14 protein-coding genes and 1 pseudogene are annotated in these 14,309 nt (G+C 72.0%); 7 read left to right on the top strand and 8 right to left on the bottom strand.

Annotated elements, in window-relative coordinates:
• Window positions 1-50: 50 nt before the first annotated feature.
• Window positions 51-986 carry a LysR family transcriptional regulator gene (locus BJ999_RS00065; protein WP_179831340.1) on the bottom strand — a complete coding sequence of 312 codons (936 nt, stop codon included), beginning with the start codon at window positions 984-986 and terminating at the stop codon, window positions 51-53.
• Window positions 987-1,074: 88 nt separating this feature from the next.
• Here BJ999_RS00065 and BJ999_RS00060 point away from each other — a divergent pair, with 88 nt between their 5' ends.
• Entirely contained in the window at window positions 1,075-2,193 is a 1,119-nt protein-coding gene (locus tag BJ999_RS00060; protein WP_179831339.1) for a diaminopropionate ammonia-lyase, read from the top strand.
• 136 nt (window positions 2,194-2,329) lie between these two features.
• Window positions 2,330-2,782: a PucR-like N-terminal domain-containing protein gene (locus tag BJ999_RS00055; RefSeq protein WP_179831338.1), complete on the top strand. Its 453-nt coding sequence runs from the start codon at window positions 2,330-2,332 to the stop codon at window positions 2,780-2,782.
• Window positions 2,783-3,081: 299 nt separating this feature from the next.
• On the opposite strand, the gene BJ999_RS00050 is transcribed toward BJ999_RS00055, so the two are convergent.
• Window positions 3,082-5,058 carry an AfsR/SARP family transcriptional regulator gene (locus BJ999_RS00050; RefSeq protein ID WP_218934872.1) on the bottom strand — a complete coding sequence of 659 codons (1,977 nt, stop codon included), beginning with the start codon at window positions 5,056-5,058 and terminating at the stop codon, window positions 3,082-3,084.
• Between the two features lie 33 nt (window positions 5,059-5,091).
• Here BJ999_RS00050 and BJ999_RS00045 point away from each other — a divergent pair, with 33 nt between their 5' ends.
• A complete protein-coding gene (locus BJ999_RS00045) occupies window positions 5,092-5,955 on the top strand; it encodes an alpha/beta fold hydrolase (RefSeq protein WP_179831337.1) in 864 nt (287 codons plus the stop codon).
• 26 nt (window positions 5,956-5,981) lie between these two features.
• Here the strand turns inward: BJ999_RS00045 and BJ999_RS42770 are convergent, their stop codons facing one another.
• The 4 genes from BJ999_RS42770 to BJ999_RS00030 form a co-directional block, all read right to left on the bottom strand.
• Complete coding sequence (locus BJ999_RS42770; protein WP_268247764.1) at window positions 5,982-6,110, bottom strand: hypothetical protein; 129 nt, start codon at window positions 6,108-6,110, stop codon at window positions 5,982-5,984.
• Between the two features lie 82 nt (window positions 6,111-6,192).
• Window positions 6,193-6,978, bottom strand: coding sequence for an N-acetylmuramoyl-L-alanine amidase (locus BJ999_RS00040; RefSeq protein WP_179831336.1), 786 nt, complete (start codon window positions 6,976-6,978; stop codon window positions 6,193-6,195).
• 110 nt (window positions 6,979-7,088) lie between these two features.
• Window positions 7,089-7,760, bottom strand: coding sequence for an esterase/lipase family protein (locus tag BJ999_RS00035; protein WP_179831335.1), 672 nt, complete (start codon window positions 7,758-7,760; stop codon window positions 7,089-7,091).
• A 193-nt stretch (window positions 7,761-7,953) separates the two neighbouring features.
• A complete protein-coding gene (locus BJ999_RS00030) occupies window positions 7,954-8,766 on the bottom strand; it encodes an AAA family ATPase (protein WP_179831334.1) in 813 nt (270 codons plus the stop codon).
• Between the two features lie 202 nt (window positions 8,767-8,968).
• Between BJ999_RS00030 and BJ999_RS00025 the strand changes: the two genes are divergently transcribed.
• Both BJ999_RS00025 and BJ999_RS00020 read left to right on the top strand, forming a co-directional pair.
• Window positions 8,969-9,715, top strand: a complete 747-nt coding sequence (locus BJ999_RS00025) for an alpha/beta hydrolase (protein WP_179831333.1) — start codon at window positions 8,969-8,971, stop codon at window positions 9,713-9,715.
• A 32-nt stretch (window positions 9,716-9,747) separates the two neighbouring features.
• On the top strand, window positions 9,748-10,503 hold the full coding sequence (locus BJ999_RS00020) for an SDR family oxidoreductase (RefSeq protein WP_179831332.1): 756 nt from the start codon (window positions 9,748-9,750) through the stop codon (window positions 10,501-10,503).
• Window positions 10,504-10,661: 158 nt separating this feature from the next.
• On the opposite strand, the gene BJ999_RS43940 is transcribed toward BJ999_RS00020, so the two are convergent.
• Window positions 10,662-10,904, bottom strand: a complete 243-nt coding sequence (locus BJ999_RS43940; RefSeq protein WP_360610500.1) for a DUF6411 family protein — start codon at window positions 10,902-10,904, stop codon at window positions 10,662-10,664.
• A gap of 200 nt (window positions 10,905-11,104) precedes the next feature.
• A complete protein-coding gene (locus tag BJ999_RS00015) occupies window positions 11,105-11,986 on the bottom strand; it encodes a phosphorothioated DNA-binding restriction endonuclease (protein WP_179831331.1) in 882 nt (293 codons plus the stop codon).
• A gap of 209 nt (window positions 11,987-12,195) precedes the next feature.
• Between BJ999_RS00015 and BJ999_RS00010 the strand changes: the two genes are divergently transcribed.
• Both BJ999_RS00010 and BJ999_RS00005 read left to right on the top strand, forming a co-directional pair.
• Entirely contained in the window at window positions 12,196-13,101 is a 906-nt protein-coding gene (locus BJ999_RS00010; RefSeq protein ID WP_179831330.1) for a LysR family transcriptional regulator, read from the top strand.
• Between the two features lie 139 nt (window positions 13,102-13,240).
• Window positions 13,241-14,309 (top strand): annotated as a pseudogene (locus BJ999_RS00005) (hypothetical protein); the annotation flags it as partial.

The raw sequence follows: 14,309 nt of genomic DNA, 5'->3' as shown, positions 1-14,309 counted from the left end.
TGACTACGACTCTGCCTTCCTGCTGAATTCATCGCCATAGGGGAAAACCCCTATTCACGGTGGAGTCTTCCCCCTGGCCATCCCTGATCCGGACCCTGGGGACGGGCGGAGAAGGCGTCCGCGAGGGCTTCGCGGAAGGCGCGTACGGCCGGGTGGGAGCCGCCTCCTCGGCGGGACGCCGTGAACAGGTGCCGCGTGCGGTGCCCCTCCGGCAGCCGGACGACCGGCACGGCAGGCGGACCGTCCTGCCACACCAGGCCCGGCAGCAGCGCGGCGGCATGCCCGCGCTCGACCAGCCGCAGATGCAGCAGCAGGTCGGTCGACTCGAACCGCACGTCCGGCTCGAACCCGGCCTCCCGGCACAGCCGCGTCGCCCACCGCCGGGACGCCGTGCCCTCCGGCTCCATCGCCCACGGGCTCCCCGCCAGGTCGTGCAGGGCCGCGTCCGGCGACCGCGACGGGAGCGCGAGGCGGATCTCGTCCGTCCCGAGCTCCGCGTGGTCGACGCCCGCCGGGCGCGGGCTCGGGTCGCCCGGGTACTCCTCGGTGATCACGAGGTCGAAGTCGCGCGCGAGCAGGGCGGGCAGGGCGCTCTCCGGCTCCCGTTGCGTGACCTCGATCCGGAGCCGCGGATGGGCGCCGCGGAGCGCGCTGAGCGCGTCCGGGACGAGCGCGAGCGCGGCCGTCTGGAACGCGGCGACCCGCAGCACCCCCGTGATGCCGTGCAGGGACGCGGCGAGGTCGGCCTCCGCCAGCTCAAGGCGCTCCAGCACCGCCTCGGTGTGCGCGACGAGGATCTCGGCCTGCGCGGTCAGCCGGACGCGGCGCCCCACCGGCTCCAGCAGCGGCACCCCCGCCTCCTTCTCCAGGACGGACAGCTGCTGCGAGATCGAGGACGGGCTGTAGGAGAGGGCCTCGGCGACGGCGGCGAGCGTCCCCCGGTGCTTCAGCTCGCGCAGGAGCCGGAGCCGGTGCAGGTCCAGCATGACCGCTCCATTCATCGGCTTGAGTGATGATTATCGCTCGGAAACATTCGCTGGACCGATCAGATTCCGATGCGGCACGGTGTTCGCCATGGTCACGGCTCCCGCCTCGCTTGATCGGTCGTCCTGGTTCGCCCGTCCGGCCGCGCGGGACTGGACGTGCCCGCCCGCGCCGCGCGACGTCGCCGCCTTCCATCGGACGCTCCCCGGCCACGCCCCGACGCCGCTGGTGGAGCTGCCCTCGCCGGCGGCCGAACTGGGCGCCCGGCGGCTGTTCGTCAAGGACGAGTCGGCGCGCCTCGGGCTGCCCGCCTTCAAGATCCTCGGTGCCTCGTGGGGCGTCCACCGGGCGCTCTGCGACCGTCTGGGCCTCGCGCCCGGCGCCACGTCTCTCGCGGTTCTGCGGTCCGTGCGGCCGGACGTCCGGCTCGTGACGGCGACGGACGGCAACCACGGGCGCGCGGTCGCGGCGATGGCCCGGCTTCTGGGGCTGCCGGCGGACGTCCACGTCCCGCACGGGGTCCACCCCGAGGCCGTGGCCGCGATCAAGGCCGAGGGCGCGGCCGTGACCGAGATACCGGCGCCCTACGACGAGGCGGTGCGGGCCGCGGCCGATGCCGCGGCGTCCGACCCGTCGGCGCTGCTCGTCCAGGACACGGCGTGGCCCGGCTATGAACGCGTGCCGCAATGGATAGTCGAGGGTTACTCCACCCTCTTCACCGAGATAGACGAACAACTCGCTGAGGCAGGGGCCGCCCCAGCGGGCCTTGTGGCGATTCCAGTCGGGGTGGGGTCGCTGGCCCAGGCGGCTGTGACTCACTACCGCTCGGGACGATCCGCCCCCACGTTGCTCTCCGTCGAACCCGATGCGGCGCCCTGCGTGCTGGCGAGCCTCCACCAGGACAGGCCGCTGACCGTCGAGACGGGGTCGACCACCATGGCGGGCATGAACTGCGCAACTCCGTCGACTCTCGCTTGGCCCGTCCTACGTGCCGGCCTGGACGCCGCCGTGGCGGTCACCGATGCATCCACGGCCCGCGCGATGCGTGACCTGGCCGACCTCGGCGTTCCGGCCGGACCGTGCGGCGCCGCCTCCCTCGCCGGTGCCCGCGCGGCGCTGGCGCCGGACCGCCGTCCGCTTCTCGCGTCCGGGCACGAGGAGACGATCGTCCTTCTGATCACGGAGGGCCGGGCCGCCAACCCCGCTTAACGACATTTCGGAAAAGGGGGCAGCGCATCCGACCTACGCGCCGGTAACATAGCCCCACCGCATCCGCCTGGATCGGTGTGCTCTCGGCCAACGCTCCCGGTCCCGCCCGGGGACGAGCAACGAGAGGGGACGCGCCATGCAGCCCACTCTGGACCAGTTCCTCACCGACCGCCTCGACGAGATCACCGCAGAGGTCGCCGGTGAGATCGCCGAGCGCGTCCCCGCCTACACGCACCTGAGGGCACGCGAGATCCTCGCCCTCGTCCGGGACGCCCTCGCCGCCTACACCGGCGCCCGCGAGACCAGCACCGTGCTCGACGCGTTCCGCGCCCTCGGCGCCTGCGAGGCCCGCGCGGGGCACGACGTCCGCCACTTCGAGTCCGCGCTGCGCACCGGCGCCCGCGTCCTCATCCGCCGGACGGCCGGCGCCGCCGCGCGCCTCTACCCGCCGACGGCCGAGTACATCACGGTGATGGAGCAGGCCTTCAGCGCCGAGGGCCGGATCGTCCAGGCCGCCGTCGAGGGCCACCACCGAGCCGGGCGGCGCGACGGCACGCGGCGCCTCCCCACCCTCATCTCCGAGAACTAGGCTGTGTTTCACAGTCCCGGCCCACTTCGCTCGCCTGGCGGCTCGCTACGTGACCGGACCTGGGCGAACGCGGCATCGCTTCGCGATCAGCCCGGTTTCGCTCGCCTCCGGCTTCGCCGCACCGGGCAGGTCACGCGTTCGCGCGCGTGCCCGAGGCCACTTCGAGACAGGCCCTAGCCCGGAGCCCTCCCACGCACGCCATCATCGGCGTCCGGCTCACGGCGCGGGAGACCGACAACCCCTACGCCGAGCGCTCCGTGCTCATGGCCACCGCCGTCGTCCCTGGGCGGCTGAGCGGGTCATTCGCCGAGCGCGGTGGCGAGGTCGTCCAGATGGCGGGAGACCGGGCCCAGGGTGAGCAGCCCGCTCTGCGCGCCGGCCGACTCGCCCGCGGCCGGAAGGAGCTCGTCGCGCGCGCGTCGCATCGCCGTCCGGTCGCCCACGGCCACGGCGGCCTGGGCGGTGAGGCCCCACAGAGCTTCGAACAGCAGGTCGCGGGGCGGGTCGGGGACGTCCCGCAACGCTGCGGCGGCCTCTTCGGGACGCCCGCGCGCCAGCAGCACCAAGGGACGGGCCCAGGGCAGGTACGGCCCCCAATCGGCGGGCTCGGTCTGTGCGGGCAGCCGGTGCAGGACGCGCAGGCAGAGGAGGGCAAGCGGCAGCAAGCCGACCTCCAAGCCGGGCATACCGCACCCCTTCATGTGCGCGGCGGCACCGCGGTAGGCCTCCTCCGCCTCCTCGAACGAGGGCTCGCCGGACGCGGCGAGCCGCAGAGCCCGGTACCAGGTCGTGAACACGCCGACCAGAGGGCGTTCGTGCCGCTCGGCCAGGCGGTCGGCGGCGGCCGCGTGCCGGTCGGCCCCGCCGAAGTCGCCCAGCGCGCTGTGGGCCTGGAGCCGGATGAGGTGCCCGAGCACCTCGTAGCTCGACAGGTCGCCCCGCGCCGACAGGTCCACCAGTTCGGCGCCGATCTCGTCCCGCAGCGGCGCCAGTCCCGCCCGGTCGAACGCCTGCATGAACGCGCCGTTCAGCGCGAACGCCAGGAGCGCCGGGTCGTCCAGCTCGCGGGCCGTCCCCACCGCCGCCCGCGCCGCCTCGCGCCCCCGGTCATCGCGGGCGCCGCGCGACTCCAAGGCGATCGTGGCCAGCAGACGGGCCCGCGCGGCCTCGTGCCCGTCCGGCGGCAGCGCGGCGAGGGCGCGCTCCGCCGCCGCCACCACTCCGGCCGCCTGGCGCGGATCGTCCGACCGGGTCCAGATCGCCGGGACGTCGAACGCGCCGATCACCCTGGCGGTCAGCTCCGCGTCGCCCAGCTCCTCGGCCGCCGTGATCGCCGCCAGGCGCTGCTCGCGGGCCGCCTCCAGGCCCTCGGCGCCGGTCACCGCGAGGCTCCGCAGGAGGCCGACCGTCGACTCCAGCCGAGCGCGCGCGCCGGACGCCACCGTTCGGTCGTACGCCTGGGCCGCCTGCGCCCACACGCGCGACGCCGCATCCTGTGAAGGTTCCAGGTGGTCGGCCTGGCGGAGGATGTCCTCCTCTAGGCGGCGCAAGGCCGGACCAGGGTCCAACCCCAGCTCCTCGACCAGAAGGCCGCGCGCCCTTTGGAGGACGGCCAGCGCGTCACCCTGGCGGCCGGTTCGGTACAGGGCGAGCGCCAGCAGGCGCCAGGCGTCCTCGCGCCAGGGATGGTCGGCGACATGCGCGTCCAGGTCCGGTATCGCCTCGGCGGCCAGGCCCAGCGACAGTCGCGCCCCGGCCTTCCGTTCGACGGCGCGCAGCCGCAGTTCGGCCAGCCGGGAGTGCTCCGCCCGGGCCCACGGCTCGTCGGCGAACTCGGCGTAGGCGGGGCCGCGCCACCAGCTCAGCGCCTCGTCCAGTGCGCCGGCCAGCTCTGCGGCCGGACGCTCCGAGGCCACGACCCGCTCGAAACGCCAGGCGTCCACGGCCTCCGGCCCGGCGCGCAGCGCGTATCCCGGACCCTCGGTGACCAGCAGCCGGGGCGGAGTCCTCGGCGGACGACCCGGTTCGAGGACGCGCCGCAGGGCGGCCACGAAGGTGCGGACGGCGCCGACCGCGTCCGACGGCGGATCGAGCCACAGATCGTCCACGATCCGGGAGACCGGCACCACGCGCCCGCGCGCGACGATCAGGCGGGCCAGGACGGCGCGGTGCCGCGGCCCCTTCAGGGCGATCGCGTTCCCGGACCCGTCCCAGGCGGTCACCGGCCCCAGCACCCCGAACAGGACCTCCACGCCACCACGGTATAGCGCGCTCATCGGATGCTCATCCGCGCCCGGCAGCCTGGACGCATGCCAACGATCAGCGATTTCGACTACCAGCGCGTCCCCGTCGCCGAGGGCGTGTCCCTCAACGCGGCGGTCGGCGGATCGGGCTCCCCGATCGTCCTGCTGCACGGCTTCCCGCAGACCCACCTGATGTGGCGGCACGTCGCCCGCGACCTCGCCGCCGACCACACGGTCATCGTCCCCGACCTGCGCGGGTACGGCGAGAGCGACAAACCGTCCGACGGCTACTCCAAGCGGACCATGGCCGCCGACACCGTCGCCCTCGCCCGCGCCCTCGGGCACGACCGCTTCGCCCTCGCCGGCCACGACCGCGGCGCGCTCGTCGCGTTCCGCGCCGGCCTCGACCACCCCGGCACGATCACCCACCTGGCCTGCCTGGACGTCCTGCCGACCCTGGACATGTGGGACGTCCTGCACGGCGCGTCGGCCGCCGTCGGCTTCCACCTGTACCTGATGGCGCAGCCGCCCGGCCTCCCCGAGCAACTGATCGCCGGGGCCTCCGACGCCTTCTTCGGCCACTTCCTCGACGTGTGGACGAACGACCCGTCCGCGATCCCGCCCGACGTCCGCGCCGCCTACCTGGACGCCTGCCGCGCCGCCGTCCCCTCGATCGTCGCGGACTACCGCGCGTCCGCCGGCGTCGACGTCGAGCACGACAAGGCCGACCGCGACGCGGGCAACCGCCTGCGGATGCCCGTCACCGTCCTGCAGCAGGACTGGGGCGCCGCTCTGGGCTACGACGCCGTCGCGCTGTGGGACGCCTGGGCGGCCGACCTCCGGCACCAGACCGTCACGTGCGGCCACTTCATGGCCGAGGAGGCGCCTTCGGAGGTGGCGAAGTCCCTCAGGACGCTCCTGGACCGTTAGGGCGGGACGTGCGGGCGGCCCTGCGGCTACCAGAAGGGCGGGCCGCCCTGCGTCGCCGCCCACACCCACACGTAGATGAGGAAGCCGGTCGCGGCCAGTCCCACCAGGAGTTCCCAGTTGGGCGGCGACGCGCTCCGTCCGTTCCTACGGTTCATGGCGATCGTCCGTTCGTCCGGTGTGCCTCGTTGTGACTGGCCTAGCCGGAGGCGTCCCGGACAATCCCAGCGGCGGGCAAACTCAGCGGAGGTAGTCCTCGAAGCCCTTCGCCAGGGACTCGGCCATGAGCTGCCTGAACGCGGCGCTCGACATCTTGGCCGCGTCCCCCGCGTTCTTCATGTTCCCGCATTCGATGAACACGGCCGGCACGGTGGACAGGTTCAGCCCGCCGAGATCATCCCGCCGGTCGAGGCCGTCCTTCCCGAGGTAGTCGGCGTAGGGCATGTTCGTCCCCGACCGGTAGGCGTCGCGGATCGCCGTCCCCAGACGGGCGGACGGGGCGACGATCCCCGTGTTCCCTCCCACGGGCAGCGGCAGGATGACGTGGAACCCGTGCTCGGCCGCCGCCGCCCCGTCGCCGTGGATGGACAGCGTCGCGTCGGCGTGCGCCCGGTTCCCGATCGCCGCCCGCTCCGTGACGCAAGGCCCCACACCCCTGTCGCCGGCGCGCGTCAACGTCACCATGGCGCCCCTGGCCCGCAGCGCCTTCGCCAGCCGGTTGGAGACGTCCCAGGTGAAGGCGTGCTCGGCGTAGCCGTCCGCGGTGGCGGTACCGGTCGTGTTGCAGGGCTTGTAGCCGTTCCCGACCCACACCGGCTTGCTGATCACCTCCGGATGGGCCGCGTTCCCGCCGTTGTGGCCGGGATCGATCACGATCACCTTCCCGCCGAGCCGTCCCGGCGCGGCGGACCCGCTGCCCTTCGCGGTCGGCGGCGGCTCGTTCCTCGTGGCGGGCGAACCATGACAGGCGACCATTCCCAGGCAGACCAGACCTGCCGCCACGGGCCATCCCGCACGATTTTCCATGGGCGGCCTCCTCCTCGACTCCCTCCACCCTGATCTTGCGCCGGCCCCGGTGGCGCCAAACGGAACGGGCGGGAGGTCGTCCCTCCCGCCCGCTTCGTCCAGCGCCGGACTCAGCTCTTCGTGAACTGGGCGATCGCGCCGAGGACCACCGTGTCGGTGAGGTAGCCGATGTGGGTCTGGCAGGCCACGTAGTGGTTGTTCGCGCCGTTCAGACTGGTGCTGGTGTAGGGGATGATGATGCCGTCGCACGGCGAGTACCAGGTGGCGTACTGCGTGCTGCCGGGCGTCTCGTCCCCCGCGGTGATCTGCTGGACGAACGTCGACCCTGGGAGCATCTGCCGGCACGTCTCGTAGATCGTGCAGGCGCTGGCGTACGTCGTCCCGTGGTTGGCGCCCGCGATGGACGCCAGGTGCGCGACGTTCGGGTTGCCGTTCAGCACCTTCAGGTAGTACTGGCTGACCAGGCCGCCCATGGAGTGGTTGACGATGTCGACCTGGGAGGCGCCGGTCCGCGACTTCACCTGGTTCACGTACGAGGCGAGTCCCGCCGCGTTCTGCTTGTTGTCGCCGTAGGAGTTGTACTCGTAGGCGTACAGCTGGTCGCTGCTGTAGCCCGCGGCACGGAACACCGACATGGCGGTGACCCAGTTGGACGCGTTGCCGGTGTACCCGTGCACGAACACCACGGGCCGCGGCCCCGCAGCCTGCGCGGGGGCGAGGCCGACTCCGAACGCGGCCAGCGCCGCGAGCAGCGCGACGAGGGAACCGAGGACCTTTCTCATGGAACCTCCAGGGGTGGGACAGCCAACGCCCGGAGTCTGACCCCCGCCGTTCCGGCGGGCATCGGCGAAATCACCGGCCTTCGTCCGCGCGCCCATGGGCGGAGACCTGGGAGGCCCGGTCAAGGTGCGCAGGCGCGACGAGACGTCGGCCATGCGGTGCGGGAGCCTCCGGTTCGCCGGGGGCCGTCAGCGCTCACCGGTGGCGCCGCTCCGCCAGCAACCGCCGCGTCTTCGCCGGCAGATCCGCCAGCCGCCGGTAGACCTCCTGGAGCCTCCCCGCGAGCGCCCCGACGTCCGGCACCCCGAAGCCGCCCGCGATCTGCTCCAGGGTCGACTCCTTGGGGAGCTCCAGCAGGGCCAGCGGGTTGCCCCGCGTCTCGGCCACGAACCGGTCGAGGACGCGCTCGTCCAGCGGGCCGGGGAGGGACGTACGGAGAAGCTCCCGGGCGTCCTCCTCTGGAAGGCCCGTGACGGCCATGTCTGGCAGTCCGGCCAGATCCGTCATGTCCCCGGGTTTGCGGGCCGCGAAGACCAGCGCGACCGACTCCGCGCGCAGCCTGCGGGCCGCGAACGCCAGCGCCTGCACCGAGGGCCGGCCGAGCCACTGCACGTCGTCCACCAGGCAGATCAGCGGACGCTCACGGGCGGCCTCGGAAAGCAGGTCGAGGACGGCCAGTCCGACGAGGAACCGATCGGGAGCGGGTCCCGAGGTCAGCCCGAGCGCCGCGCGCAACGCCTCGCGCTGAGGGGCGGGGAGTGTGCCGAGCCCGTCGGACAGCGGAGTGCAGAGCCGGTGCAGCCCCGCGAAGGCGAACTCCGTCTCAGAGGGGACACCCGTGATTCGCACCGTCCGCAGCTTGGGCGCCCGCTCGACCAGATAGTGCAGCAGCGCCGTCTTGCCCACGCCGGGCTCACCGTGCAGCACCAGCGCCCGGCTCTCACCGCCGCGCACGCCGTCCAGCAGCGCGTCCAACTCCGCGCACTCGCCGCGTCGACCTCGTAGCACCTGGTACCCATTCGATCGGTTCCGCCCCTCCCCGTCATACCTGGTCGGGCGGGGTGGCCGGGAGTACGAAGATCACCCGCTTCAAAGAGTCGTCGCTTTGCCGTCCCCGGGGAAGGCCAGGGAGAAGGCCAGGGTCACACCCTGGTCCCCCTCCAGACCTCGTCCGGTGAAATGGATGTGAAGTCGACAGGAGGAAGCGCCCATGAGCAGGCACATTCTGGAGCCCGCGGCGCAGGAGTTCGCCGAAGCGGCCGCCAAGCCGCCGCTGCTGTACGAGCGGGGCGTGGAGGGCGCACGCAGGCTGCTGGACGACGTCCAGGCCGCCCCAGTGGAGATGCCCGACGTGGACGAGAAGTGGATCACCGTCCCGGCCGCCGCGGGCGACGTGCGGGTCCGCCTGGTCAGACCGCCCGGCACACCCGGGGCCCTGCCGGTCGTCCTCTACGTCCACGGCGGCGGATGGATCCTGGGCAATGCCGGCACCCACGACCGCCTCGTCCGCGAACTGTCGGCCGGGGCTCGCGCCGCGATCGCGTTCGTGGAGTACGACCGCTCACCCGAGGCCCGCTACCCGGTCGCGATCGAGCAGGCCTACGCCGCCGCGCAGTGGATCACCGGCAACGGCGCGGCCGAGGGGCTGGAGGCGTCCCGGATGGCGGTCGCGGGGGACTCGGTGGGCGGCAACATGGCCGCCGCCCTGGACGACCTGGCCGGCCTGCCGCCCGCCCTGGTCATCGTGGACGAGAACGACGTCCTGCGCGACGAGGGCGAGGCCTACGCCCGCCGCCTCACCGAAGCGGGCGTCCCCACCATTAGCGTCCGCTGCAACGGCACCCTCCACGACTTCATGATGCTCAACCCCGTCCGCGACACCCACGCCACCCGAGCCGCCGCCACCCAGGCCATCACAGCCCTCACCACCGCCCTGCACACCCGTCCGGCCGCCTGACCGCGCGGCCGCATTCCACGAAAGGCTGTCCCATGAAGATCGTCGTCATCGGCGGCACCGGCCTGATCGGGTCGAAACTGATCGCGAACCTCACCGCGCAAGGCCACGAGGCCGTCCCCGCCTCCCCGAACACCGGTGTCAACACCCTCACCGGCGAGGGCCTCGCGGAGGTCCTCCCCGGCGCCTCGGTCGTGATCGACGTGTCGAACTCGCCGTCCTTCGAGGACGAGGCCGTCCTGAACTTCTTCGAGACCTCGACCGGCAACCTGCTCGCCGCCGAGGAGGAGGCGGGCGTCGGCCACCATGTCGCCCTGTCGATCGTGGGCGTCGAGCGTCCCCCGGAGCGCGGCTACTTCCGCGCGAAGATCGCCCAGGAGAGCCTGATCGAGAAGTCGCCGATCCCCTACTCGATCGTCCACGCGACGCAGTTCTTCGAGTTCACGAAGGCCATCGCCGACGAGGCCACCACCGACGGCAAGGTCGGCATGCCCCCGGTCTTCTACCAGCCCATCGCGGCCGACGACGTCGCGGAGCAGGTCGCTCGGGTCGCGACGGCGCCCCCGCTGAACGGCCGAGTCGAGATCGCGGGCCCGGACCGCTACCGCATGGACGAGTTCTTCCGCGAGGCCCTGGCCATCCGGAACGACTCGCGCGAGGTCATCGTCGACCCGGACGCCCACTACTTCGGCGCTCCCGTGGAAGAGTTCAGCCTCGTCCCCCTCGGCGACGCCACCCTCGGCAAGGTGCACTACGACACCTGGCCCGGCCGCCTCCAAGCCCCGAAGTAGCCGCCACTCCGGCCAGGCTACGGACCCCACCTCGGAGAACCCCTGAACCGCCTGACCGTCAGACCCGAGCCCACGACGAAGGGCGGGTGGACAGGCGCGCCGCCCGCCTCATGACATGAGGCGGGCGGCGAGGGATGTCGCGGCTGTGGGGGTCGGGATCAGAAGGGGGAGCGGCTGCGAGCGCGCCGTCCGGCCTCCCCGCTGCGGCCGACGGCACGCGACGAGCTGCGGAACGGCTTGCTCAGCAGCCGCCCGAGCCCGCCAGGGGCCGAAGAACCCGCACGTGAGCCCACCCCCAGCACTCGCTGGGTACCTCGCTGCGGATGCCGCGAAAGCCTCGGCAGCAGGAACGCCAGAACCAACAGAACCGCACAGACGCCCACGATGGCGACAATAATCATGAAACCCGCCCTTTCTGCCGCTTACGGTCAAAGGCGCTCTACCCTCACTTGACCGAGCCATGCGGCCCATCCCCTCGGACGCCCAGCGGGCGATCACGGTCCGGGAGCCGGCCGTCCACCGTCGCCTCGGGCGGCGAGATCGAGGCCCGACGTGAATCTGACCTCGGCCATGCCGGCGGTAGACGGCCTTCTGGCGGATCTCATGCCGCCCGGGCCGGGGAGCGGAAGACCTCGCGGGCGTGCCAGGCGATGTGCTCGCCGTCCACGGTGGGGAAGGCCGTCTGGGGCGAGCTGACAGGGCGTCCGGCCAAGGCGTGGACCTGTTCGCGGGCGGCCGGACCGCGTCCGACGAAGCGCGCCGACACGGTGACCTGCCGGTCGTCGGTGATGCCGAGCGCGCCCTTGTCAAAGAGCTTGTGATGCAGCGCGCACAGGCAGATGCCGTTGGTGACGTCGTCGGGCCCGTCGAAGGCCCACCACCGGACGTGCGCGGCGTCCAGACCCACCGCGGTCCCGTTCAGCCAGCCGTCATAGCCGCAGAACGCGCACCGGTACTCGTAGGCGACCATGATCTGCTCGCGGAAGGCACGGTCGCGCCGCCGCGGCGCCACCGCGCCCGCGGCCTCGGCCGACTCCAGGTCGATCCCGGCGGCCGTGCAGATGTCGTCGTGCAGCGAAGGTTCGAAGTTGACGTCCAGAATGGCGCGGCACAGCTGCGGCAACAGGCGCGGTTCGCGGCGCAACGCGGCCGTCAGCTCACCGCTCAGCCGACCGCGGGCGGCCTGAGCCCGCAGGACGCCGACCTGGGGCCCGGGACTGCCCCCTCCATCGACGGTCCGCACCTCCCACAACCCATCGCTGGTCAGGTAGTGAAAGGGGTAGGCGGGACTGGTCTTCCGCGGCGGCCCGAATTCCCGCAGCAGTCCGGCGAGATGCTCCTCGACCTCGCCATAGAACATCGGAGCATCGCCGCACCGCTGGAAGTGCCCGAGGGCGTACAGCAAGAGCAGCGGCTTGTGCGGCGCCCGCTCCCCACCCCGCGACCACCGGCGGACTCCCGTAACCCGCTCGACCCAGTCCACCCCGGCACCCTACGGGACCGGCAATGGCGAGATCATGCCGGTTGATCCGGCGATTCGGCTTCGCTCCTCGAAGGCCGCTAATGATCAGAGGGCCTCCGCGGACGGGTGACGGCCGCTGCCGGACAAACTTCCCTTGTTCTCCGGGACCGGAGGAGCCGAATCGTAGAATCGCTCTGTCGGCATCGGGCGGCCCGCCTCCTGGAGACGAGATGGAACTGCGGCATTTCCGGTACTTTCTGGAGGTCGTTGAGCAGGGCTCGTTCACGCGGGCCGCTCAGGCCCTCCACATATCGCAACCGACGCTCAGCCAGCAGATCCGCGTCCTGGAACGCGAGGTGGGCGCGACGCTCCTCGTCCGGGAGCCGGGCGGGGTCTCGCCAACGCCGGCCGGAGTGGTCTTCCACGAACACGTCGCCGCCATCCTCGCCGCCACCGCGGACGCGGTCTCGGCGGCGCGCCTTCGAGCCGGCGGCCCGCGAACCCTGCGCATCGGCATCGCCGGGCCCTTGCCGGGTGACATCCAGATGCCTGTGATCAGCGCGTTCAAAGAGGCATTTCCGGATGTGCGGACCGCCTGGCGGGCCCTGGAACTCAACGAACTGGACCGACCGCTCCTCGACGGAGACGTGGACGTCGCCTTGATCCGCCTCCCACTCGACCCTGAGCGGCTCGACTGGGAAGTCCTCGTCGACGACGAACCCCGTGCGGTCCTGGTGCCGATCGGACACCCGCTGGGGGAAGCCGAAACGATCACGCTCGACGACGTCATCGACGCGTCCTTCGTCGCGATCGCCGACAGCGTCCCCCTGGCCGCGCAGCGCTGGTGGACCTTCTACGACGAGCGCAACCGCGAGGACGCGCGGTTCGTCGGCGAGCCGGTGGACACCGTCGCCGCCGCCGCGCTCTCCATCCGACTGAACCGCGTCCCCTGCCCCGGGCCGTTCGCGCTGCGCGACACCCTGGCGCTATCAGGAATCACGACCTTGCCGATGACCGGGCTCTCCCCGACGGTCACGGTCGCAGCCCGGCGACGCTCCGACGAGGGGCTCCCGGAGGTCTTCTGCGAACTCGCCGCACGAACCGTCCGGGAACTACGCGCAGCGGGCGCGGTATAGGCAAGCCCTATAGCCGCATAGAAAAAGAGTCTTGGCCCCCGAAAACCGATGCTCAGTAAATTTCGCCTGAGCACGAACGGGGGATCCTGTGGGAGAAATAAGAATCTCGGAGATAGGCGGGGACCTTAGCGGGACGGTGGTGAACGGCGACCACGCCCTGGTCGTCAGCGGCCACGGCTCCACGGTCAACTACGTGGGCACACCGCCCGACCCCGCCCCGCGGAACCGGCCTCACGGACGTCCCCTGCCGCGTGGTGAAGAACCACTCGGGCGCGAGCGCGAACTCCGCCTCCTGGAAGAAGGCCTTACGGACCGGGGACGCGTTCAGGTCTACGGAGAGCGCGGAGCCGGCAAGACGACACTGCTCTGCGAACTCGCCGCCAGACAAGTCAAAGCGGGCCGGAGCGTGGTGTACCTGCCGGTCGCCGACGTTCCGGCGGAAGACGTCATCCAGGAAGTGTTCAAGGCGTGCTACGCCATCTCCGGCTACCGGCCCGCCGAGGACGTCCTGGTCCGGCTGATGTCGTCGATCGAAGCGCTCCTCGTCCTGGACGACTTTGCGGGGACGAGTTCCGACCTGGCCCAACTGCTTGCCGCCGTCCCGTCCTGTGACATCGCTGTGGCAGGACCGGAACGCCTGCTGTTCGGCGAGGGCGTCGCACTCGAACTGAGCGGCCTGGACGCGGACGCCGCGCGGAACCTGCTCGTCCGGAAACTCGGCCGGGACCTCCAGGAAGACGAACTGGCCCCCGCCGACGACCTGTGGCGTGCCACAGGAGGCCGTCCACTCGCCCTGGTCCGCGCCGCGACGGCACTGCGGGCGGACGGCTTACCCTCCGCCCTCGACCCCGGCGCCCTGACCGAAGCTCTAGCCACAGCCCTCGACGCCCCGGCCCGAGCCGTCCTGGGCCTGCTGTGCGCTGTAGACGGGATCCCGATTCCGGCCCCCTTGCTCACGACCCTCCTAATAGACCCACCCGACGAGCACCAGGCCCGCGGTGACAGAACCGACACAACACCCAGCTCCAGCGGTCCCCACACGCACGCCGACGCCGCCGCGAATGCGGAGCGGACAACGCGAAACGGCGAAGGGGTGGCCGAAGCGCTGACGATGCTGGAACACGCCCGGTTGGTAAGCGAAGGACCCATCGGCTACACCACGACCGACAAAGCGGCAGCCGAAGTGGCCGCGCTGGCGGGAAGCGAAT

The sequence above is a fragment of the Actinomadura citrea genome (genome assembly GCF_013409045.1).
GTDB lineage: Bacteria > Actinomycetota > Actinomycetes > Streptosporangiales > Streptosporangiaceae > Spirillospora > Spirillospora citrea.
Note: the sequence above shows the minus strand (reverse complement) of the source record. Positions and strands in the feature narration are given on the sequence as shown.

Coding starts and splice junctions, on each gene's coding strand:
- BJ999_RS00065 (WP_179831340.1), bottom strand. CDS start 986: ATGCTGGACCTGCACCGGCTCCGGCTCCTGCGCGAGCTGAAGCACCGG.
- BJ999_RS00060 (WP_179831339.1), top strand. CDS start 1,075: ATGGTCACGGCTCCCGCCTCGCTTGATCGGTCGTCCTGGTTCGCCCGT.
- BJ999_RS00055 (WP_179831338.1), top strand. CDS start 2,330: ATGCAGCCCACTCTGGACCAGTTCCTCACCGACCGCCTCGACGAGATC.
- BJ999_RS00050 (WP_218934872.1), bottom strand. CDS start 5,058: ATGAGCGCGCTATACCGTGGTGGCGTGGAGGTCCTGTTCGGGGTGCTG.
- BJ999_RS00045 (WP_179831337.1), top strand. CDS start 5,092: ATGCCAACGATCAGCGATTTCGACTACCAGCGCGTCCCCGTCGCCGAG.
- BJ999_RS42770 (WP_268247764.1), bottom strand. CDS start 6,110: ATGAACCGTAGGAACGGACGGAGCGCGTCGCCGCCCAACTGGGAACTC.
- BJ999_RS00040 (WP_179831336.1), bottom strand. CDS start 6,978: ATGGAAAATCGTGCGGGATGGCCCGTGGCGGCAGGTCTGGTCTGCCTG.
- BJ999_RS00035 (WP_179831335.1), bottom strand. CDS start 7,760: ATGAGAAAGGTCCTCGGTTCCCTCGTCGCGCTGCTCGCGGCGCTGGCC.
- BJ999_RS00025 (WP_179831333.1), top strand. CDS start 8,969: ATGAGCAGGCACATTCTGGAGCCCGCGGCGCAGGAGTTCGCCGAAGCG.
- BJ999_RS00020 (WP_179831332.1), top strand. CDS start 9,748: ATGAAGATCGTCGTCATCGGCGGCACCGGCCTGATCGGGTCGAAACTG.
- BJ999_RS43940 (WP_360610500.1), bottom strand. CDS start 10,904: ATGATTATTGTCGCCATCGTGGGCGTCTGTGCGGTTCTGTTGGTTCTG.
- BJ999_RS00010 (WP_179831330.1), top strand. CDS start 12,196: ATGGAACTGCGGCATTTCCGGTACTTTCTGGAGGTCGTTGAGCAGGGC.